Annotated in this window: 12 protein-coding genes; 1 reads left to right on the top strand and 11 read right to left on the bottom strand. The window is 67.1% G+C overall.

Annotation, left to right across the window (positions count from 1 at the left end):
* The first annotated feature begins 26 nt into the window (after positions 1-26).
* Positions 27-3,725: a glycosyl hydrolase gene (locus ESB00_RS18230; RefSeq protein ID WP_129049505.1), complete on the top strand. Its 3,699-nt coding sequence runs from the start codon at positions 27-29 to the stop codon at positions 3,723-3,725.
* A 229-nt stretch (positions 3,726-3,954) separates the two neighbouring features.
* On the opposite strand, the gene ESB00_RS18225 is transcribed toward ESB00_RS18230, so the two are convergent.
* The 11 genes from ESB00_RS18225 to ESB00_RS18175 all read right to left on the bottom strand — a co-directional run bounded on the left by ESB00_RS18225 (position 3,955) and on the right by ESB00_RS18175 (position 21,545).
* Positions 3,955-4,644 carry a DUF3826 domain-containing protein gene (locus ESB00_RS18225; protein WP_129049503.1) on the bottom strand — a complete coding sequence of 230 codons (690 nt, stop codon included), beginning with the start codon at positions 4,642-4,644 and terminating at the stop codon, positions 3,955-3,957.
* 237 nt (positions 4,645-4,881) lie between these two features.
* A complete protein-coding gene (locus ESB00_RS18220; protein ID WP_129049501.1) occupies positions 4,882-6,696 on the bottom strand; it encodes a polysaccharide lyase in 1,815 nt (604 codons plus the stop codon).
* A gap of 100 nt (positions 6,697-6,796) precedes the next feature.
* On the bottom strand, positions 6,797-7,450 hold the full coding sequence (locus ESB00_RS18215) for a DUF3826 domain-containing protein (protein ID WP_129049499.1): 654 nt from the start codon (positions 7,448-7,450) through the stop codon (positions 6,797-6,799).
* A gap of 117 nt (positions 7,451-7,567) precedes the next feature.
* Positions 7,568-10,996 carry a TonB-dependent receptor gene (locus ESB00_RS18210; protein ID WP_129049497.1) on the bottom strand — a complete coding sequence of 1,143 codons (3,429 nt, stop codon included), beginning with the start codon at positions 10,994-10,996 and terminating at the stop codon, positions 7,568-7,570.
* A 370-nt stretch (positions 10,997-11,366) separates the two neighbouring features.
* Positions 11,367-12,713, bottom strand: coding sequence for an MFS transporter (locus ESB00_RS18205; RefSeq protein WP_164976304.1), 1,347 nt, complete (start codon positions 12,711-12,713; stop codon positions 11,367-11,369).
* 263 nt (positions 12,714-12,976) lie between these two features.
* Positions 12,977-14,122: a glycoside hydrolase family protein gene (locus tag ESB00_RS18200; RefSeq protein WP_129049492.1), complete on the bottom strand. Its 1,146-nt coding sequence runs from the start codon at positions 14,120-14,122 to the stop codon at positions 12,977-12,979.
* Positions 14,123-14,299: 177 nt separating this feature from the next.
* Positions 14,300-15,394, bottom strand: a complete 1,095-nt coding sequence (locus ESB00_RS18195) for a Gfo/Idh/MocA family protein (RefSeq protein WP_218938786.1) — start codon at positions 15,392-15,394, stop codon at positions 14,300-14,302.
* Between the two features lie 2 nt (positions 15,395-15,396).
* A complete protein-coding gene (locus ESB00_RS18190; RefSeq protein ID WP_129049485.1) occupies positions 15,397-17,766 on the bottom strand; it encodes an alpha/beta hydrolase family protein in 2,370 nt (789 codons plus the stop codon).
* Between the two features lie 43 nt (positions 17,767-17,809).
* A complete protein-coding gene (locus tag ESB00_RS18185) occupies positions 17,810-19,039 on the bottom strand; it encodes a hypothetical protein (RefSeq protein ID WP_129049483.1) in 1,230 nt (409 codons plus the stop codon).
* Positions 19,036-20,268, bottom strand: a complete 1,233-nt coding sequence (locus tag ESB00_RS18180) for a hypothetical protein (RefSeq protein WP_129049481.1) — start codon at positions 20,266-20,268, stop codon at positions 19,036-19,038. Before ESB00_RS18180 ends, ESB00_RS18185 begins: the two co-directional genes overlap by 4 nt.
* Complete coding sequence (locus tag ESB00_RS18175) at positions 20,265-21,545, bottom strand: bile acid:sodium symporter family protein (RefSeq protein WP_129049479.1); 1,281 nt, start codon at positions 21,543-21,545, stop codon at positions 20,265-20,267. Before ESB00_RS18175 ends, ESB00_RS18180 begins: the two co-directional genes overlap by 4 nt.
* Positions 21,546-21,565 lie beyond the last annotated feature (20 nt).

The following is a 21,565-nucleotide window of genomic DNA, read 5'->3' as shown; positions in this document are numbered from 1 at the left end:
CCGGCTTGGCCTTCGATTCAATTGTCATGACCCATCCCTGTCATTCTGAGCGCAGCGAAGAATCCAGTCGGATACGCGTAACGGGAAAGGGTGACGGACATTTCTCTGGATCCTTCGCGCGGCTCAGGATGACGCTGCTAGGAGCGCTGAGTATACTTTTGCCAGAATTGCTATGGGCTGTGGAAAGTGATCCGTTGGCCGCCGGTTTCGATGCTCCGCCTAAGACGGCCCGCCCACAGACGTTCTGGCACTGGATGAACGGGAACGTCACGCGCGAGGGCATCACGCTCGATCTCGAGGCGATGGCCAAGGTCGGCGTCGCGGGCGTGATGATCTTCGACGGCAGCGACTACCTGCCGGCCGGTCCGGCCAACTACCTGGATCCGCACTGGCGCGAGCTGATGACCCACGCGATCAAGGAGGGCGAACGGCTCGGCCTCGAGGTGGGCATGCACAACGGCCCCGGCTGGTCCAGCAGCGGCGGCCCGTGGGTCACCCCGGAAATGTCGATGCAGAAGCTTGTCTGGACGGAGACCAACGTCACTGGCGGCGGACGGGTGGTCCTCGATCTGGCCCGGCCCCCGGCCACGCTCGATTTCTACCGCGACGCCTACGTCATCGCCGTCCCCGCGCTCGCGCCGGACGCCTCGCGCGTGGCGGACTGGCAGACGAAGGCCAATCACCGCTACCGGGTCACCGGCCAGCTCGCGCTGCCGGCGGAGGTCCCCGCCGCGGCGGCCGTCGCTCCCGCCCACGTTATCGACCTCACGTCCCGGCTGCAGAGTGACCGGCTGGAATGGGACGCGCCCGCGGGCGAGTGGACCGTTCTGCGCATCGGTCACACGACCACGGGCAAGACCAATGTCGCGGCCTCCGCCGCCGGCCGCGGCCTCGAGGTGGACAAGTTCAATCCCGCCGCGGCGGAGTTCCACTTTCGCCACGTGATCGACCGCGTGCAGGCGGATGCGCGCGCGGCGGGCACGAAGGGCCTCGGGTTCCTGACGATCGACAGTTACGAGGCCGGCCTGCAGAACTGGACGACGAACTTCCCCGCGGAGTTCCGCCGGCGCGCGGGTTACGATCTCACGGGCTACCTGCCGGCGCTGTTTGGCCGCGTGGTGGGGAGTGCGGGCATCACGGAGCGCTTCCTGTTCGATTTTCGCCGCGTGCAGGCGGACCTGGTGGCGGAGAATTACTACGGGCGCATGCACGCGCTCGCGAGGGACCGCGGGCTGCCGTTCTACGTCGAGGGCTACGGCTCGGGCAACTTCGACGAACTCAAGGTGGCCGGCTCGCCCGACGTGCCGGTGACCGAGTTTTGGACGCGCACGCCTTGGACGCCGAACCGCGTGGTCAAAATGGTCACCTCGGCCGCGCACGTCTATGGCAAGCCCGTGGTCGGGGCCGAGGCGTTTACCGGCGAGTTCCGCACCTCGCGGTGGCTGGAGTATCCGTATTCGCTGAAGATCCTCGGCGACGACATGTCGGCGGCGGGGGTGAACCGGTTTGTCTTTCACAGTTACGTCCACCAGCCGCATCCCAGCGCTGCGCCCGCCGTGACGCTCGGGCCCTACGGTTTCGCCTTCGCGCGCACCAACACCTGGTTTGCCTCGGCGAAGCCCTGGCTCGACACGCTCGCGCGCACGCACTTCCTGCTCCAACAGGGGACGTATGTTGCCGACGTGCTGTATTTCACCGGCGAGCGCTCGCCGGAACCGTCGTCGTTTGCCATGCCGGTGCTGCCGGAGGGTTACACCTACGACCTCGTCAACACCGACGTCCTGCTCAACCGCCTCAGCGTGCGTGACGGCGACTACGTACTGCCCGAGGGCGGACGCTACCGGCTGCTGGTGCTGCCGCCGAACCTGAAGGCCATGCGCCCGGCACTGATGCGCAAACTGCACGAATTCGTCGCGGCCGGCGGAGCGATTCTGGGGCCGAAGCCCGTCTTCTCGCCCACGCTCGAGGGCTACCCGGAGAGCGAAACGGAAATGCTCCGCCTCGCCGACGAGGTCTGGGCACCGGACCGGAAGGGACCGGGCCGCGTGTTTGCCACGGGCACGATCGGCGACGCGCTTGCGCGGCTCCAGGTGATGCCGGATGTCGAGTACAGCGGCCGCGAGCGAGGCGCCGCGCTTTCGTGGCAGCATCGCCGTCTGCCTGACGGGGATCTCTATTTTCTCGGCAACCGCCAGCGACGGGTTGAAGAGGTCGCGGTTTCCTTCCGCGGCATGGGCGGTCGGCAGCCCGAGATCTGGAGGCCGGAGACCGGAGAACGAAGCGACGCGGCCCTGTTCGGAACGTCGTTCGGCCGGGTGGAACTGCCGCTGAGGCTCGAGCCCGGCGAGTCGGTGTTCGTGCTCTTCCGCCGTCCGGCAGATCCGGCCTTCGGCAGCCTGGTGCGGGACGGTCAGCCGATTGCCACCCCGGCGCCGACCTTGGGCGGCATGCGCGAGCCCGCGATGAGCTTCACCATGTCGATCTGGGTCAAGCCGGACACCGATCTCCGCGTGATGCCGAAGGAGTCCACGACGGGCCGCATCGACGAAACGGGCAAATTCTACGCGATCCCCGCTGCGCCCGGGGAGCGCGGGTCGGACTTCGCCCGGGCCGGCCTGGCGGTCGGGCGCAACGGTATCTTTGTGGTTGAGCGGTCCTTTGACAGCTGCCCTGCCGTGCTCGTTGCGCCGATGAAGGTGTCGGGTTGGACGCATGTGGCGGTCGTGTATCGCGACGGCCGGCCGTCGCTCTTTGTAAACGGCGAGAAAATCAAGGAAGGCCTCGTTTCGGGCAAAACGGTGCTCAGTGGCACGAATTCGCACCGGCCGCCCGTGGACTACGTGCTGCACTTCCCGGCGATCGAATCGCTCACGCGCGCGACGGGCGAACCGCCGCCGCCGTCGCGGGGTCAGGTTTATTTCTTCGAGGGCAACTTGGTTCGTCCGCAGCAGCTCAAGGATATGGCGGCCGATGAGATCAAGGCTCTCTTTGCCGCCGGTCTGCCCGCGCCGGAGATCCCCACGGTGACCGGGCTGAGCCAGGAAGAAGGGGGTGCCCGCGCACTGGTGTGGCAGAGCGGCGCTTACGCCCTCGACGTGGCGAAACCCGTCAGCATAGCGGTGCCCGAGCCGGTCGCAGTGGAAGGCCCGTGGCGCGTGACGTTCCAGTCCGGGCGTGGCGCGCCCGAGGGGATCACGCTGCCCGCGCTGCGTTCGCTGCATCTACACGCGGAGCCCGGTGTGAAACATTTCGCCGGCACCGCTTCTTACACCCGCCAGCTCGACGTGCCGGCGGTCTGGCTCGCCGCGGACCGCCGGGTCGTGCTCGATCTCGGCCGCGTCGAGGTGCTCGCCGAGGTGTGGCTGAACGGCAAACGGGTCGGCGACGTGTGGAAGGAGCCCTACCGCCTCGACGTGACGGATTTCTTGCGCGCCGGCGCCAACGACCTTGAGGTGCGCGTGACCACGCTCTGGCCCAACCGCCTGATCGGCGACGAGCAGCTCCCGCCGGAAAACGACTATGGCCTGCGCGACGAGCACGGCAACGACCCGCACGGCATCACGGTGCTGCCCGACTGGTATCGGAGCGGGAAACCGAAGCCCGCCGGCGGCCGCGTGGGTTTCACCACGTGGAATTTCTACGACAAGGACGAACCGCTGCTCGCCTCCGGCTTGCTGGGTCCCGTGCGGTTGCTTAATCCGGTGCGCGTGAGGCTGAAGCGGTGAAGGAGAGTCGATCGTGGGTCAATCCGCGGCTCCGCCCAAGATGCGTCCGCCAGCCGTAGCCGCCTTGGAGCACAGCGACAAGGTGGTCCGGGTTCGGCCACGCTTTCGTCCCGCGGGCGCGGGACTCAAGCGCGGCTACAAACAGTCCCGCCTCCAGTTCGGACCAGCCCGCGCGGAGCGCGGGCTCCACCTTTTGGCGCGCCAAGCGCGCTGCCCACGGGGGACCGGCTCACTTCCCCTTGTTCGCGAAGGCCCGGTGGAGTTTGGCCCACTCGAGGGTGCCGACGTAGGCCTCGGCCTTGACCTTGTGGCGCTTGAAGATGTTCACGATCTCCTTGTCGGCGTCGGTGAGCAGGGCGGCCTCGCGGGCGCGGTTGAGGTGGTCGAAGATCACCTTCTTCTGTTCCTCGGTGAGGTCGGGGGCGATTTCGAGGAAGGCGTTATAGGTGCGCTTCAGGCCGGGGCTGCGGCTCCAGTTCTCCTTGAAGGCATCCAGTTGCTCGGGCGTGAGCTCGGCGGCGAGTTTCGCGATGAAGGCGTCTCGGGCCGGGCGGAGCGAGGCATAGACGTCGTCAATCTGGTAGGCGATGACCTCGGCGGGGAATTCGTCCTTGGGCACGACGGCCCGGGCGGCGTTCCACTTGGTCCAAAGTTCCTTGAGCTGCGGGTCATGCTGCTCGTGCCAGGCCCAGAGCGTGACGAACCAGTCGCCGAGCAGGACCTTCACGCGCTCGACCTTGGCGGTATCGTCGAGCTTGAGGGCGCCGATGATCTTCGTGGTTTTGCCGTCGAGGCGCTTCTGGGTGGCGGCGTCGATCGTCGCGGCGGAGGAAGGAACGAGTGTGGCGCAGGCCAGGGCGAAGGCGGCGAGGAAGGGGAGGAGAATTTTCGATTTTTGATTCTCGATTTTCGATTTCATGGGGTGAGGGGTGTTCAGAGATTGGGAGAATAAGAGGCTGACTAGCCCGAATATTTCACCGGCCGGCGGACGGTTTCTCCACACCCCGCCCTGCGGGCACCCCTCTCAAGAGGGGATTTTTCGCTGCGAAAGCTTGGATCCCCTCATGAAGAGGGGTGGCGCGAAGCGACGGGGTGCGTGGGGTGGACATGACTGCGGGTGAAATATACCGGCTAGGCGGCCGGTCGAAGACCGGCCCTACATCGTGTGGCGCGGGTCGCGGTTGTTCTTCAGGTCGGTCCAGTCAGTCTTGGGGGCGCGGGGGTCGAGGCCGTTGAGGAAATCCTCGATGTTGGTGTAGCCGTCGCCGTTGAGATCGGCGGAGGCGTCGGCGGGATCCTGAGGGTTCAGGCCGTGGGCGCTTTCCCAAGTGTCGGGCAGGCCGTCACCGTCTGAGTCCACATAGGGCGTGCCCTGGTAGTCGGGCCAGCCGCCGACCTCGTTGGGGTGGGTGACGTAACCCTTGGTGACGTATTCGCTCAGGGCCTTCACCCACTTTTCTTCGTAGCCGTAGAAACGGGCCTTCTCGGCGGTGCCGGCATCCACGGTGCGCGGCGGGATGACGCCGGTGCGGACGCTCTCGATGATGCGTTGGTCCACGGAGTCGCGACGCGGGAGGGTGGCGCCGGCGTTGGCGAGCACGTAGGCGTAGGCCTCCGACGCGGAGACGACGGGCAGCAGGGCGTGCGGGAAGGGCTCGTTGACGCGGATGGCGGCGAGCGCCTCGGCGGGATCCTCGGTGAGAAATTTGAGGGCGGCGACCTTGGCCCTGCTCTTCTCGAGGTAGTCGGCGCGCTTGGCCTCGTCCTTCGGGGCGAAGGGCAGGAGGTCGCGCAGCTTTTCCTCGCGGGTGGCGACATCGGGCTGGACGCCACCGTCCCAGTTGTCGCGGGTCACGCGCTCGTTGCCCTCGACGACGTTGCCGGCGACGAAGGCGCGGCCGAAATTGTTCACGACGGTCTGGCTGCGCTCGGACTCGGGCTTGAGGAGGCGGTAGCGCACATCGTTGTCGGGCGTGCCGGGGCCGGGTTTGAAATAATTGTTGATGATGTTGTAGCGGCTGCGGTGGTCGCCGCCGTCCACGGTGCGGTGGCGCCAGTTGAAGAGCACGTTGTTCACGAAGGTGAAGTCGCCGTCCATGCCGACGCTCGGGTTGCGGCCGGTGTTGCTGGCCCAGAGGTTGTGGTGGAAGGTGCTGTTGTGGCCGCCGATGGTGGAGCCGAAGGCGTGGTGGTAGGTGCTGAGCGATTCCGACGAGATGCTGTGCTGGATGGTGATGTTGACGGTCGGGAGTTTGCGCGCCGGGGTGCGGGGGTCGCCGTCGTGGTCGAACATGTGGCGATACATCGAGATGTTTTCGTCGAGGCTCCACGAGGTGGAGACGTGGTCCACGATGACGTTGCCCACGGGGTTGCCGCCGAGGGAGTCGTCGCGGTCGGCCGGGTCGGTGTTGCCGCGGCGGAAGCGGAGATGGCGGATGACGACGTCGTGCGTCTCGACCTCCACGGTCTTGCCGGCGAAGCAGATGCCGTCGCCCGGCGCGGTGGCGCCGCTGATCGTGATGTAGGGCGCGCGGATGCGGATGCGCTCCTTCAGGTGGATGACGCCGGCGACGTTGAACACGACGGTGCGCGGGCCGGCGGCCTCACAGGCCTCGCGGAAGGAGCCGGGGCCGGAGTCGTTGAGATTGGTGACGACGTAGATTTTGCCGCCACGGCCGCCGAAGGAATACATGCCGCCGCCCCAGGCGCCGGGGAAGGCGGGGATGGAGGCTTGCGGCAGATCGGCGGGCTTGGCGGCGCCTGGCAGGTAGGGTTTGCCCTGGGCGGCCCAAGCGGCGAGTTCGGCCTGGTGCGACGCGAAGATTTCGTCGGAACGCCGGTCGGCCGCGGCCTTGCGAGCGTTCATCGCGGCCTGCAGGTCGGGGGGGACTTTGGGGTAGCCTTGCGCGAAGGCAGAGACGGCCAGTGTGAAGGCCAGCGAAAGAACGAGCGTGGGGCGGAGGGAGCGCATGGGGGGAGAGGGACGAAGGACTACAGACCACAGACCACAGACCACAGACCACAGACTACAGACTGGGAAGTGAAGATGTCGGGTGGTCCGTGGACGGTGGTCAGTTGTCTTGTTTGGTTTTCTTCCGCGCGAACATGTCTTTCTCGGCCTGCTTCATGTCGATGCCGGCCTGGGCGAGGTAGTTGTTGATGCGGCCCTTGTATTTGCCGAACCAGCCGTGCTTCTCGTCGGAGGTGGAGGCATCCATCGCGTGTTCGCGGGCCTCGGTGAGCCAGGCGAGGATCTGGCGCTTCTGTTCGGCGGTGAGGTTTGGGAGCATTTCCTGGTAAACCTTGAAGGTGTTGGGCAGCACGCCGTAGGTCATGCCGTCCTTAACGCCGTCCACCTGGGCCGGGGTGAGTTCGGCGGAGAGCGCGGCGACGAAGGCGTAGTGCAGCGCGGCCTGGCGGGCGGTGGCGGTGTCTTTGATACGGGCCTTGGCCTGTTCGGCTTCGGTCTTGTCGGTGAGCTCACCGGCCAGCTTCAGGCCGGTGTCGCGGGTTTCGTGGACGAGGCGCAGGGCGGCGTATTGCCGGGCCACGAGGTCACTGACGCGGGCGGCCTGGGCGGCGTCGGCGAGCTGGAGGGCGGCGACGATCTTGTCGGCGCGCTGGACCAGCTCGGGCGGGGGCGGCGGCGGGGTGTCGCCGGCGCGCAGGGCGGGGGCAACAGACAGCAGAATAACCAGCAGAGCGGGCAACAGACGGGGGTGCATACGGGGGAGACGGGGATTTCGGGCGAAGGTTGCGTGGAAGTTACGATGCCGCAACTAACCGATAAAAAAGGCCCGGTCTGGAATCAGACCGGGCCTCGGAAGTGACAAGCGGGCTGATTACCAGGTGCCGCGGACACCGACCGACCAGGCGGCGCCGAAGCGCTTGCGGTCAGCGAGCGAGGCGTAGTCGGGCAGGAGGCCGGCGCTGTGGCGCCAGATCTGGTCGCGCTCGCCGTTGAAGACGTCGCGGCCGCTGGCGAAGAGGCTGTAGTTCTTCGAGATCATGAAGCCCAAGTTCACGTCGATGCGGGTTTCGCCCGGATCGATGCGGCGCATCTCGGTGCCATCATTGAGCACGGTGGTGCTGCCGTTCTGGTTGTCATTGCGGTAGGTGCCGCGGATTTGGGCGCTGAAACGTTCACCTGAGAACTGCAGGCCGGCGCCGCCGAAGCGGTCGGCGCGCAGCGTCACGGTGGCGATGGCCGGCGTGAGCGTGGTCGTCGTGCCGTTCGGGTTGGTGATCGTGTAGGGCTCGGCCGGCGACGGCGGCGGGAAGTCGGTCATGGCGAAGCTCACGAAGGCCGAGAAACGGCGACCCCAGTCACCGAGCTTGCTGAAGTCCTGGCTGGCAAAGAATTCCCAGCCGGAGGTCTTCTGCAGGCGCGTGCTGTTGGCGGAGGTCACCATGCGCCAGCCGTCGAACTCGGCCGGGGCAAAGCCGAGGGCGGAGAGCGCCTGGTCGAAGCCGGGCGTGCCGGAGTAGGTGGTGAAGCTCTGCGTGGCGTTCTTCACTTCCTTGGTGTAGTAGGAGGCGGTGAACTTGCCGCCGCTGTCGGTGTAGTAAGCCACCTCGAAGTCCCAGTTCTGCGCGGTCTCGGGCTTGAGGCCCGGGTTGGCCACGGTGATCTGGCCGAGGGCGCCGTTCTGGCTGGCCTGCTCGGCGACCGTGTATTCCACGATCGTGAGGTTGTTGCCGGAGAGCACACCGACGCTGCCGTCTTCCAGGGGCTGCTGCTTAAAGGAGCGCGAGTAGGCGACCTTGAGGTCGATCTTCTTGGTCAGCTTGAAGGCGGCGTTGAGGCTGTAGGACGGGTCACCCGTCACCTTCTGGTTGATCTCACGCAGCGGCTGCTTGAATAGCTTCGCGGAGCGGATGTCGGTGGTTTGCGCACCGTAGATGGCGGTCGGGAACGAAATGCCGGCGGCGGTGAGGGCGGCGCGGAGGGCGTCGCCGGTCGCGCCGGTGGCGAAGAGATTGTCCGCCGTGCTGTTGATGCGCACGCCGTTGGGCGCGAGGGTGGCGTTGGTCCAGATTGAGCCGTCGGCCTGCTTCAGGTAATTCCACTTGCTGTCGGTGAAGGGCGTGCGGCCGACGCGGGCGCGGCTTTCCTGGCGGGCGCCGCCCACGAGGGACAGGCGGCCATCGAGGAAGCTGCCGGTGAGCATGGCATACCAAGCATCCGTGGTCTCCTTGAGCTGCTTGTTCTGATTGACGAAGCTGTTGTAGTTGTTGACCGCATCGGCGCCGTCGAGGGGCTCTTCGAAGAGGTTGTTGGCCTTGTTCAGTTCAAACAGCTTGTAGGTCGAGGCCCACTGCTGCGGGCGCAGACCGAAGCCGGGGGAGTAGCCGACGTAGTGGTCGTCGATGATGTCGGCGGTCACGAAGGTGGCGCCGGTCTTGAGCACCTGGCGGTAACCGGTGCCGCGGCCGTCCTTGACGTTTTCCTCTTCGTCGCGGCGGGCGCCGAACTTCAGGTTAACCGGGTTGCGCTGGAGGAAGGGGAGGAAGTCGATCGCGCGGGACACATCCACCTTGTAGAGATTGATGGTGCGCTCGTTGTGCGACTCGCCGGAGAAGGCCTTGGCGTCGGCGATGGACCAGTTGGCGATCTGGGTGTAGTCCTTGATCGTCGAGGTGGTGTTGGTGCCGCCGGCGCGCCAGTAGGTCTCGACGTTGGAGGGGATGCCGTCTTCGCCGAGATAAAGGGCCACGCGGCTCGGATTGAGGTTCAGGTCGAGGCCGGAGTAGTGGCCATTCTCCTCGTCCTTGAAGTCGCTGACCGACTTGGAGGTGCTGCCGGCGACCTCGATCTTGAAGCCGAGAAGGTTGATGTCGTAGTTGACCGAGGCGCTGACGGTATCGCCGATGCGGTCGCGGGTGGTCAGCGTCATCGCCGTGGTGCTGTTGGCGGTGGTGCCGATGGACTGGAACTCATTCCAGTCGGCGCCGGCGGCCAGGGTCGGGCGGAAGTCGAGGCGGCGCTGGGCCTCGGCGGTCTCGTAGGTGCTGTATTGGACGTTGGCGCGCAGGTTCTGGTTGGGCGAGGGCTTCCAATCAACGCGCAGGTTGGCCGACTGCGTGTCGGTGATGCTGGGTGCGTCGGTCACCTGATAGCGGGTCATCAGCGGGTTGGCGATGGAGGCACGCACGCCGGCACCGTTGACGATGGCGGTGGCGTTGTTGAACGAGGCGTTCCAGCTGTTGTTCCAAACCGGCTGGGCGCGGAAGTTTTGCGAGTATTCCTGCTGGATGGAACCGGAGAGCGTGACACCGAAGGTCTTGGAGAACGGATAGGAAGCGCTGAAGTTGGTGCCAGGCGACATCTTGAAGGTGCTCTTGTTCACCGGGCCGGGGGTCTTCTCAAAGTCGAAGTAGTCGGGGTTGAAGTTGAAGAAGAAGCTGGCGCTGTAAGACGGCTTGGGGAATTCGAAGGAGCTGCGGGTGATGAGGTTGATCTGGCCGCCGACGGAGTTGGCGGGAATGTCGGGGGTGGCGACCTTGATGAGCTCGACGCGGGAGGCGTTGTTGATGGACATCTGGTCGAGTCCGACCTGGCGGGTGAGGTTGCCGGGCACGGTGGCGGCGACGGGCAGACCGTCGATGAGGATGGTGGTGTCCTCGGGGCCGAAGCCGCGGACGGAGACGCCGTTGGCGCGGTTTTCGGAGTAGCCCTGGTTGTTGCCGTTGGAAGAACCGTAGTCGATCTGGATGCCGGGCAGGAACTTCACGAACTCGCCGACGTTGCCGCTCGGGATTTCGCCGAACTCCTCGATGGAGACGACGTTCTTGATGTTCACCGCATTGCGCTCGGCCGCGATGGCGACGGCGCGGGCGTTGGAGTAACGCTCGACGTTGACGGTGAAGGGGTCGAGCTGGACCACGCCGTCCTTGCCGGCGGCGCCGCGGAAGGTGAAGTCCTGGTTCACCTCGCCATTTTCGGCGACGGTGACGGTGGCCATCTGGACGGGTTGACCGACGTAGCTGGCCTTGAGCGTGACCTCGCCGGCAGGCACGCCGCGGATTTCAAATTCGCCGTAGCCGTTGGTGACGGCGATGCGGCTGGTGCCCTCGATTTCCACGGTGGCGTTTTCGAGGTAGGCGCCATTTGAGGCGTTCTGGATTTTGCCCCGGATGACACCGGTGGCGGGTGACTGGGCGAAGGCCGGCACGCAAAGTGCGACCGCCGCCAGCACGGATACGACGGAGCGGATCAGTCCGCGCGTAGACGCGAAGAGACCGGCCCGGTTAAGGGATGTGCAGCACATACGATTCTCGTGGGTTTGGGGGTTAGGGTGAGAAGGAGCCTGCGCTCCGTCCCGAGGGTAAAGGGTGGTAGGGGACCATAGCGGTTATACCACGGGGTAACGGGAGATTCTTCCCAGAATACGGCCGGAATATTCGGTATTCTAACCTCGGTTTCAAGGGTTGAATTTTTACGAATTTGCGGGCGCGTCGGCCCCCGCGGTGGCCGAATCGCCCGACGTCTGGCGGGCGGAGCTGAAGTTACCCGGATTCCGCGATGAACACAGCAGCTGTCATTCTGAGCGCAGCGAAGAATCCAGCAAGACTACCGGAGCGAATGCCGGCGGCGCACATCCGACTGGATCCTACGCTCTGCTCAGGATGACAAACGGTTCACTTCCCTGTTTCCCGCCGGGCCGTGAGGTCGGCGTGGATCTGCGCCTCCTGGCGCTCGTATTTGCCGTAGAAGAGCACGGGCCCGAGGGCGGCGGCGAAGGCGATCGCCGGCAGCCAGACGACACTGAACTCGATGCCGCGGAGCACGGTGGCGGTCTGGGCGGCTTTCGGCACGTAGTCGCAGGCTTGGAGAATCCAGCCGGGCAGCGCGCCGCCAAGGCCGGCGCCGGCCTTCAGGCAGAACGCCGCGCCGATGGCCGCGAGCAGGCCGGCGGCGCGGATGCCGGTCTTCCACTCGCCGTAGTCCACGCTGTCGGAGAGGATCGAGAACGGCATGGCCATCGCCGCGCCGCTGGCGAGGAAGCCGAGGGCCCAGCCGGTCATGACGATCGGGAGTGAGTTCCCCTGGGCGAGGCCCCAGGCCATGATGAGCTGGCCGACGATCAGGCCGGCGAGGCCGGCGGCCCACACGGTGGTTTTGGAAAAAGTGCGGCAGAGCCAGGGCAGGCCGAGGACGGTGCCGAGCGAGATGAAGTCGAGGGCGAAGGCGAGCGGGATGAGGTCCGCGCGGCCGAGCGTGTATTCAAAGAAGTAGGGCGCCGCGGCGACGCGCGCGATGAAGGCGATCCAGAACAGGAGGCTGCTCGTGGCGATGATCCACCATGGCCAGTTGCCGCGCAACGCGCCGAAGCCCGACAGCATCGGGGTTCGTTTTTCCTCCGTGGGCACGACCTCCTTCAGGTTGCGGAAGGCGAGCAGGAAGAGGCCGACGGCGACCGCGCAGTAGATCGGCACGGTGAGCAGGTAGCCGCGGCGGTCGTCGCCCTCGCCGAGCCAGCCGACGAGCTTCATGAAGCTGAGGTTGACGAGCAGCACGCCGAGCTTGGAGCCGAACATGCGGAAGCAGGTCAGCACGACGCGCTCCTGCGGATTCGCCGTCAGCACGGCGAGGATGGCGGTGACCGGCGTGTTGATGCCGGTGTAGAGGATGTTGACGAGGATGTAGGTGCCGGCGGCGTAGGCGATCTTGGCGCTCCCCTCCAGGTCGGGCGTCACGAAAGTCAGGATGCCGAAGAGCGCGAAGGGGCCGCAGAGCCAGAGGAACCACGGGCGGATCTTGCCCCAGCGGCTGCGCGTGCGTTCGAAGAGGATGCCCCAGAGCGGCGCGTCGGCCGCGTCGATGAAGCGCGCCACCAGCATGATCGTGCCCGCGACGCCGGCGGCGAGGCCATAGACGTCGGTGTAGAATTTCAGCAGGTAGAACGAGATCGGCGCGAAGACGAGCTGGCACGCGATATCGGTCGAGGCGTAGCTGAAACGGGTGGGGTAGGAGGTGCGGGACACGGGTCGGAGTTCGGAAATCGGAGTTCGGAGTTAGGAGTTGAGAGTTGGGAGATTGGAGTTCGGGGCTTAAGCTTGGATTCTTCGCTGCGCTCAGAATGACAGGAATGGGAATCTGATCTGGAACCGCGTCATCCTGAGCCCTGCGAAGGATCCAAGGGGAACATCGGACGTGCGTCTCGGGCTTGGATCCTTCGCGCGGCTCAGGATGACGGAGGCGGGAGTCATGGAATGGATCGAGATTTCAGATTGCTGATGCCCGATTATCAGTTTTCACGCTGTTCCTCCTTCGGTCGAAGGTCCTTCGATGTCGCCAGGGCGATCACGCGGCCCTGGTCGCCGACGGCGCAGTAGAAGTGATAGACGACGCCGTCGTGCTTCAGCACCCAGGGCTTGTGGGCGAACTGCTTGTCGTAGGATTCGCCCGGCTCGACGAGGTGCGGGCCGTCCCACTTGGTCCAGTGCACGAGGTCATAGGAGGCGGCGAAAGTGTCGAAGGCGCCGGGTTTCCAGAAGGCGCCGAAATAAAACATGACCCACACGTCGCCGAGCTTCACGAGCTGCGGGTCGCCGCTGATCGCCCACGGGGAGGTGCCGACGTTGTTCACGACCGGGCCGGGGCCGTAACGGCGCCACGTGCGCAAGTCGTCGCTGATCGCGAGGCCGATCTGTTCCTGACCGTAGGGCGGGGCCTTGCCGTTGTAGGCCATCACGAACGGTGCGCCGAGCGTGCGCGCCTCGTCGCGGATGATGGCGCTCTTGTAGAGCGTGGTGTGCTCGAAGTCGCGCGTGTCGGCCTGGGCGGGCGAGAGCACGGGGTTCTCCGGCAGGCGGGTCCACGGGCGGACGGCCGTCGGGTCGGCGGTGTGCGCGAGGCCGATGGCAAGCGGGTCGGGCTCATAGCCCTGTTTCTCGCCGCCGAGGTAGCTGAGCCAATATTTTCCTTCGTGCGTGCCGAGTTCGTGGGTGGCGCCGTCCCAGCGCGGATCGTAAAGCGCGAGCCCGCCGGCGGCCTGCCAGGCATCCCAGCCGGTTTTGGCGAAGGGCAGGATCGGGCCGAGGCGCTCCCACTGCAGCAGGTCGTCGCTCACGGCGAGGTGGGTTTCGTAGCCGACCTTGTCCTTGTTCGCGATGAACACCATGAACCAGCGCCCGCCGTGGCGGAAGACGTTGGGGCAGTCGAGGAGTTCGCCCTCGGCGGCCGGGAGCACGACGCCGTATTTGTGCGGTGTCTGCACCTGCGCGTGGATTTCACGCATGGTTTGATTGGAGACCAGGCGCGGCTTGCCGGTGGGGAAGGGGAGGACGGCCGGGCGCTCGGTGGCGTTTTCGGCGTGGAGGCTTGGCGATCCCGCCGCGCAGAGGAGGGCGAGCACGGCGAGGGAGACGACGGAAATCTTGAAATCGGACATCGGGAATCGGGCATCGGCGAATTCAGAAACAATTTTTGCCCACGTCATCCTGAGCCGCGCGAAGGATCCAAGCGGTCGGCGCACGTCTGTCCCTTCCCTTGGATCCTTCGCACGGCTCAGGATGACGGAAGCGTGGGGCATGGGTGGTTCGAAATTACAGATTTCCGATGGCTGATTTCACGATGAGGCCTGCACCAAATCCTCCAGCCCATACCGTGCGAGCACGGCGCGGACTTTCACGGGGCCGCCGGTGGTGCAGGCTTCCTCCATCGCCTGCATGAGGGCGACGGTGACGATGCCCTCGGCGGGGTCGGGTGTGGGCACGGTGCCCTGCGCGAGGCAGTCGGCGAAATACTCGATGTAGCGCTGGTATTCGCCGGCGTGGTGCGAGTGGCCGCCGAAGCGGAAGAAAAAGGCGTCCTCGTCCTCGAAGGTCTCGACGGCCGACTGGGCGTCGGTCTTCCAGGCGTAGCGCAGGTCGTAGTAATCGCCCTGGCTGGCGCCGAGCGAGCCGCGCAGGACGCAGCTCATGTTGCTGTCGCGCGCGGTGGGCGTGACCGGCGCGCTGTAGGTGCCGCTGACGCGCGCGATGCGGCCGGACTTCGCCTTGTAGATGAAATGGAAGGTGTCGTCGTGGGCGAGGCCGCCGGCCTGGCCGTTCTCGCTGAGGCGCGAGTAGCCCATGACCTCTTCGATGTCGGGCAGATACCAGCGAATGAAGTCCACCGGGTGGCTGAGACCGCCGTAGAGCCACTTGAAGGCGTCAGTGCGCGCCCAGGGCTTGGCGAGGAACCAGCGGTGGTCGGCGTTGTAGTAGGCCTCGACCGTGTTGAGTTCGCCGAGGAAGCCGGTGGCGAAGTGCTCGCGCTGGCGCTTGAACGGCGCGAAGAAGCGCGAGCTCTGGCCGACCATCACGCGTTTGCCGGTGGCGCGCGCGGTGTCGAGCACCTCGCGGGCGCGGCTGAGGTCGTGGAGGAAGGGTTTGGTGCAGACGACGTGCTTGCCGGCGCGCAGGCAGCGCAGGATGTGGTCGGCGTGCAGGTGGTCGGGCGTGTAGATGCCGACGACGTCCACGGCGGCGTTGGCGAGCAGCGCGTCGAGCGAGGTCGTGAACACTGTGGGATCGAGACCGAATTCCGCGCAGCGCTCGCGGCCGAGTTCCGCGTTGAGGTCGCAGAGGGCGGCGACCTGCCAGCGGTCGCTGTGCAGGCCGGCGGAGATGATGGAGCGGCCTTCGCCGAGGCCGAGGACGCCGAGTCCGAGTCGTTTCATGGTCATTTCTTTTCGGGGAGAACCTTCAGGTCGCCGAGCTTCACCTTATAGTCGTAGATGTGCTCGTTGAGGAAGCCCTCGATGTGGTCGAAGACCTCGGCGCGGGCCCGGGGCAGGCCGCGCACATAGTCGAGGGGCAGTTCCTCCAGTTCGGCCGTCGTGCCGGCGCGACTCACGTCGGCGGCGAACCGACGGTTCGCCAGGTAGAGCGGGCGGCGGGGCGCCCCGTCGGGGCCCGGGTAGGTGAGGAGCAGGATCGGCTTGGTGATGGCACCGGCCTGGCGCGTCAACGGTGCCGCCTTGAGGCGGTCCGCGTCGCCCAGCCAGGCGCGGGTGAGGTGCGGAAAGACGTCCTCGTCGGTCCACTTCATCTTGTTCAGCCAGTCGCCGAGGTCCACCGGTGCGTCGATGGCGACGGCACAGCGGAACAGGTCGGGGTGCGCCTGGAGCGCGCGGAGCGCGATGAAGCCGCCGTGGCCGCGGCCCAGCAGCGCGACGCGGTTCCGGTTCACGTTGAAGAGCTGCGAGAGCGTCTCGACGGTGGTGACCACGTCCTCCACCTGCACCAGATCATAGCCGGCGGTCAGGGCCTGCCGCTGTTTCAGGCCGTAGCCCCAGGTGCCGCGCCCGTTGAACTGCACCACGGCAAAGCCCATGCCGGCGAGCGCGTTCACCTCGGTGTGAAAATCGGGGGTCACGCGCTCCCAGGGCTGGTCCGGGCAGAGCACGAGCAGGGGAATGGGCTTCATGCGCGGCTGGGACGGCACCGTGACGAGGCCGCTGATCCGGTGCCCGGCGGTCGTGGTGAAGCCGAAGGGCACCGTGGCGTGGAGGTGCTCGCGATCGATCCAGGGCGCGCGGCGCACGAACTCCGTGAGCCGCGCCGTGGTGCGGTCGTAGAAATAAAAGGCGCCGGGGTCGGCCGGGCCCTCGGTGCTGACGAGGAAGTGGCGGCCGCTTTCGTCCCATTCCAGCAGGTCCACGCAGCGGCCGGGCAGGGCCTTCTCCAGGTCGGCCTGCACCGCCCGCCACTCCGGGCGCAGCCAGGCGGTGGTGCGCAGCGTGGCCTGATAGCGCACACCCGTGAGGGAGCGGGTGTAGCGGTCGAACACCAGCGTGCTCCCCTCGCCGTAACCCGCGGCGGGTGCGGCCACGAGGTCGTAGCCGGGGTTTTCGAGGGCGAAGCTACCGCGCTGATTGGTGGCGAGGTTCCAGCTGTAGAGCGCGAAGGTGTCACGGCCGACGTTGCTCGCGTAGTAGAGGATGTCCGGGTTCTCGTCGAAACCCACGGGGATGGCGCGTTCGCCGAAGAAATTCTCCGGCGACAGGCGGAATCCGCCCAGGCCGGAGACCTCACCCAGCGGGCGGGCCCGGCTGCGGCCCTCGGGGCCGAGGTATTCGTAGTCAAACGGGAAGGAGGCGATGCTGTGGTTGGGCAGGGCCAGCCGCGGCCGGCCGAGGCGGTCGAGCAGGTGGTGGCGGTTGAGGGCGACGAGCTGGTCGTGGAGATTGGTCAGCTTGCCCGTGGTGGCGTCGAGGGAATGAAAACCCACGCCGCGGGAACCGGTGGCCCGCGCGGCGCCGGTGGAGACGAGGGTGACAGCCCCCGCGCGCTGTGCATCCAGTTCGAGCACGCGCAGGCTGCGCGGCAGGGTGACGCTGAGATCGGCCCCGGCCAGGTCGGCGTCACCGGCGATCGCCGGCTGGAGCGGATCGGCTTCATCGGGCGTGTCGTCGCCGGGTGACGGCACGGGCTGGTCGGGAGTCCAAACGCGGCTGTTGAAGCCGGCGCTGTTGCCGCGGGCGGTCGAGAACAGGCTCTGGGTGCCGCCATCCATGACCAGCTCGGGGATGTCCTCGGGGCTGGCGATCTGCCGGGCGTTGGCGCCGTCGGCGTCGAAGGCAAGGACCGCACCGACCTGGCTGGCCCAGGCGCCGCCGGAGCCGCCCACGTGGACGCGGTTGGTTTCCAGCACGAGGCGGTTGGGCGTGACCCAGCGCATCCAGCGGATGCGGCCGGGGGTTTTCTCGCGCTGCTGCTCGGAGAGCATCGGGGTGGCCGCGTCGTCATTGATCACGACCACGCGGGTCTTCAGCGCATCCGGCTGTTCGCGGTCGAGGACGACGACCGAGATTTCCTCGTCGTTGCGGACGGAGTAGGCGACGTAGCGTCCGTCGGGCGAGAGCGCGGCGTGTTCGGTGCGGAAACGGCGGAACAGCTCGGCGAACCGGCCCGGTTCGGGCGGGCGGAGGATCTGCTCGACCGGCGCCGCGGGGGCCGGGGCGGCCGGAATGGGCGCGGCCGCGGCCGGGGCGGTTTCCTGCGCGGCGATCGGCAAGGCGAGGGTGAGGAGGAAGAGCGGTCGGAACATGAAAATGATCAGGAAGGAGAAGCGGTGCCCGCGTGCGGGACGGTCAGGGTTTCGCGAGGTTGCGGAGCCACTCGCCCTTGATGTCCTTGTAGGCGTCGAGGCCGCGCGGAGTCACGAAGAGCGTGCGCAGGTCGGTCTCGGCCTCGGCGGCGAGGGCGGCGAGCTGGGCGGCGCGCTGTTCGGCGGAGAGCGCGGCGTTGTCGCGGATGGTCTTGGCGCGGACGTTGGTGTCGTCGCGCACGGCATTGACGGCGGAAATGGTGGTAAGCGGGAGATTGAGACGATGGACGAGGGCGGGCAGCCGGTCGCTGCCGGCCCGGCTCACGGCCTCGTAATCAGCATAGCGCTCGGAGCCCAGGGCCGCCTTGATCTCGGCCTGATAGGCGTCATTGGCCTCCTTGCGCTGCTGGGGCGTGAGCGCGGTGGTGCCGGAGGTGGCGTCGCGGCGCCTTTTCTCGATGGCGTAGAGGGCGAGGTATTCGGCCTCGGTGGGGCGGAAGTTCTCCAGGCGGAAACGGAGGGAGTTGGCGACGCTGCCGTTGCGCACCTCGTAGGCGGCGTATTCCTCGGGGCTGAGGATCGCCTGGATGGCGGCTTCGCGCTCCTTCTGGGCCTGCTCCTGTTGCTGGGGATCGGGGGAGTAAGCCGAGGCACCGGCCTGGGAGGAACGGCTGGCCAACATCCGCTGCATGTTCTTCTCGTTGAATTCAGACTCGAGGACGGCGAGGCGGCGCAGCTTCTCGAGGTCGAGTGCGCCGAAGCGCTCGCGGTAGTTGCGCAGCTGGGCCTCGTCGGTGCCGAACAGCTCCGGCGTCAGCAGGTAGGTGCGTTCCAGTCGCTGGGCTTCGAGCCAGACCTTGGTCATTTCGTCGTTGGGCCGTGGGCTGGCGAAAAACGTCGAACCCTTCCAGTAGGGCAGGTTTTCGTTGGCGAAGCCGAGTGCCTGGCGGCGCTCCATCGTCCAGGCCTGGATCATGGCGCGGAGAACGGCGGCGATCTCGCGCGGCGGACAGCCGGCGGCGCGCAGGCGGGTGATCGCCTCGTCAAAGGAGTCAACCGGGAGGCCGGCCCAGAGCGGCTCACGGGTGGGGGCGGCGGAGCCGGCGGTTGCCGGTGCGGCCGGCGTTGGGTGGGTGGTGGCCGCCGGCGTCGGAGCCGAGGCCGGCGTGGCGGGGGCCGTCGTGGTCGCGGTGGATTTCTGGCGGACGAGGAGCGTGCCGAGCGCGACGTTGGCGGCCAGCGAGACGAGCAGCAGCGGCAGCAAGGCTTTCATCGTGGGCTCCCTCCCGGGGCGGTTTGGGGTTTCAGTTTGCGCAGCCAATTGCCGGCGCCCTCACGTTCGAAGGAGGCCGCGGCTGGTTGGCCGAGCCGCGTGGTCAGCGCGGCCGAGGCCTCGCGATAGAGGGCGGCCAGCTCCGCGGCGCGCTGCTCGGCCGAGTAGAGGGACTGGGCCTCGACGGCGGCGGCGCGGGCGGTGATGTCGCGCCGGAGTTTGAAGACCTCGCGGGCGACGGTCTGGTCGTAGTTGTAGCGTCCGAGGGCCATGGCCGTGTTGCGGAAGTCCTGGCTGGAGACGAGCTCGTAGTCGGCGAAGCGCTCGGGCGAGAGCACCGTGCGGGCCTGTTCGAGCAGGGTGCCCTCGGCGGCGCGCCGCCGGGCCTGCTCCTCCTCGCTGAGGTAGTTGCCGCCGAACTGGCGGTCGAAGGCGAGACGCTGCTGGGCCAGGGCGCGGTATTCCTCCTCGGTGGGCTCGAAAAAGGCCAGCTGCATGCGCAGGCTCTGCGCCGAGGGACTGCTCCGCAGGTCGAGTTCCAGCAGTTCCTCCGGCGTGAGCACGGCGGCGAGGTCGGCGCGCTGTTCCTGCTCCAGCAGGCGGAGCTGGGCGCGGTCCTCGGGGAGGATGATGCCCTGCGTTTGCTCGCTGACCGCGCCCCGCAGATCCTGATAGTCGGCGCTGATGGCCTCGATCTGGGCGATCTTGTCGGCGGGGAGATTGCCGAAGTTGCGCTCGCGGCGGCTGCGCTCGAACGGCGAGGCCAGCTCAAAGTCGTCGCCCATGATGGCCTTCATTTCGTCGCCCATCTCGCGGTAGAGCGCGCGCCGCTCGCGGCGGGTCTCGGGGCTGAGGTTGGACTGGCTGCCGGGGAAACGGAAGCTGCGCCGCCAGTATTCGTCCTGGCCGGTGGATTCCAGGGCCTTGAGCCGGTCGGCGTAACGGGCCGCCACGCGCGCCTGCAGCAGCGAGCGAATCAGCGCCGGGGACAGGCCCTCGCGCTTGAGGCGCTGCCGGTAGTCGGCGTCGGAGAGGGCGGTGATCTGCGGCCAGGTCTCGGCGGTGACGGGCTGGGTCAGCGGGTCAACGGGGGCGGGTGGAGGGACGGAAACCGGGACGGTCGCCGGTGGCGCCCCGGCGGGAGCGGCGGGGGATCGCAGCAGCCACGCGCCGAGCGCCGCGTTGGCGGCGAGCGACAGCCCGAGCAGGGCGAGCTTGGCGTTCTTCATGAAGGTGGGGTTTCCGGGGTCACGGGCCGGCGTTTCCAGTAGTTGGCCAGGATGGAGCCGGAGATGTTCATCCACGCGCCGAAGACCGCGGCGGCGAGGCCGACGGTGGCGAGCTTGCCCATGCTGCCGGCGAGGCCCGAGGCCATGCCGCCGTTCTGCAGGCCGACCTCGATGGCGACGGTGCGCGCGGAGTTCCGGTCGAGTCCGCCCGCGCGGCCCAGCCAGTAGCCGAGGATGTAGCCGAAGGCGTTGTGCAGGGCGGCGACGAGGAACAGCACGCCGCCGATGCGCATGAGGTGGTCGCGGCCCACGGCGGTCGTGACCGACGTGAAATACATGATGCCCATCATCGAGGCCACCGGCATCCAACCGTCGAGCTTGGGCAGGAGTTTCGTCAGCTGGTGGTAGAACACGCCGAAGGCCACGGCCCCGAGCAGAAAGCCGAAAAGCTCGACCAGCAGGGCGACGTTGGGCGGGAGGGCGCCCCAGCGGTCACGGGTGAGGAACAGCAGGACCACGGCGGTGCCGCAGGCGGCCTGGGCGAGTTTCAGCCGGCGGGTGGCGGCGGGCGAGGCCCACTTGAGCCAGTCGTGGAGCAGGCCGGCGCCGATGGGCACGAGCACGATCTTGATGATCTCGGTCATCATGCCGACGAAGCTCACGCTCACGAGGGTGCCGGCGAGCAGCTTCATCCAGAGCGGGGTCATGAGCGGCGCCAGCATCGTGGTGCAGGCGGTGGCCGTGACGGAGAGCGGCAGGTTGGCCTTGGCGATGTAGCACATGACGTTCGAGGCCAGGCCGCTGCTGCAGGAGCCGATGAGGATGACGCCGGCGGCGATCTCCGGCTCGAGCGGAAAAGTTTTGATCAGCATCCAGCCGACGAGCGGCATGACGGTGAATTGCGACATCACGGCGACGGCCACGCCCCAGGGCTGTTTCAGCACGCCGGCGAAGTCGCGCACGCCCATCTGTGTGCCCATGCCGAACATCACCATCTGGACCGCGACGAGGCGGATCCACTTGTTGGTGAGATCCACGTCACCCCAGTGGATGACCTCGTGCGGATAGAGCAGGCCGCAGACGACGGTGGCGAGGATCCAGGCGGTGAACTGGTAGCTGGCCACGGCCGGCAGTGCGCCGAGCCCGATGGCGAGGCCGATGCTGGCGACCACGGCGGCGGGTTGCCAGAGAGGGGAGGAGCCGGTGGCAAGTCCGGCCACCAGGGCGAGCGCGGCGACGGCGGCGAGGACAAGGCAGATCCGGCGGAAGAGCAGCATGGGGTGGTGCTGGGTTGGGG

This window comes from Oleiharenicola lentus (assembly GCF_004118375.1).
In the GTDB taxonomy this organism is placed as follows: Bacteria; Verrucomicrobiota; Verrucomicrobiia; order Opitutales; family Opitutaceae; genus Lacunisphaera; species Lacunisphaera lenta.
The sequence above is the reverse complement of the archived record's forward strand: the minus strand, read 5'-3'. Positions and strand labels throughout refer to the sequence as shown.

Coding starts and splice junctions, on each gene's coding strand:
- ESB00_RS18230 (WP_129049505.1), top strand. CDS start 27: ATGACCCATCCCTGTCATTCTGAGCGCAGCGAAGAATCCAGTCGGATA.
- ESB00_RS18225 (WP_129049503.1), bottom strand. CDS start 4,644: ATGAAATCGAAAATCGAGAATCAAAAATCGAAAATTCTCCTCCCCTTC.
- ESB00_RS18220 (WP_129049501.1), bottom strand. CDS start 6,696: ATGCGCTCCCTCCGCCCCACGCTCGTTCTTTCGCTGGCCTTCACACTG.
- ESB00_RS18215 (WP_129049499.1), bottom strand. CDS start 7,450: ATGCACCCCCGTCTGTTGCCCGCTCTGCTGGTTATTCTGCTGTCTGTT.
- ESB00_RS18210 (WP_129049497.1), bottom strand. CDS start 10,996: ATGTGCTGCACATCCCTTAACCGGGCCGGTCTCTTCGCGTCTACGCGC.
- ESB00_RS18200 (WP_129049492.1), bottom strand. CDS start 14,122: ATGTCCGATTTCAAGATTTCCGTCGTCTCCCTCGCCGTGCTCGCCCTC.
- ESB00_RS18195 (WP_218938786.1), bottom strand. CDS start 15,394: ATGAAACGACTCGGACTCGGCGTCCTCGGCCTCGGCGAAGGCCGCTCC.
- ESB00_RS18190 (WP_129049485.1), bottom strand. CDS start 17,766: ATGTTCCGACCGCTCTTCCTCCTCACCCTCGCCTTGCCGATCGCCGCG.
- ESB00_RS18185 (WP_129049483.1), bottom strand. CDS start 19,039: ATGAAAGCCTTGCTGCCGCTGCTGCTCGTCTCGCTGGCCGCCAACGTC.
- ESB00_RS18180 (WP_129049481.1), bottom strand. CDS start 20,268: ATGAAGAACGCCAAGCTCGCCCTGCTCGGGCTGTCGCTCGCCGCCAAC.
- ESB00_RS18175 (WP_129049479.1), bottom strand. CDS start 21,545: ATGCTGCTCTTCCGCCGGATCTGCCTTGTCCTCGCCGCCGTCGCCGCG.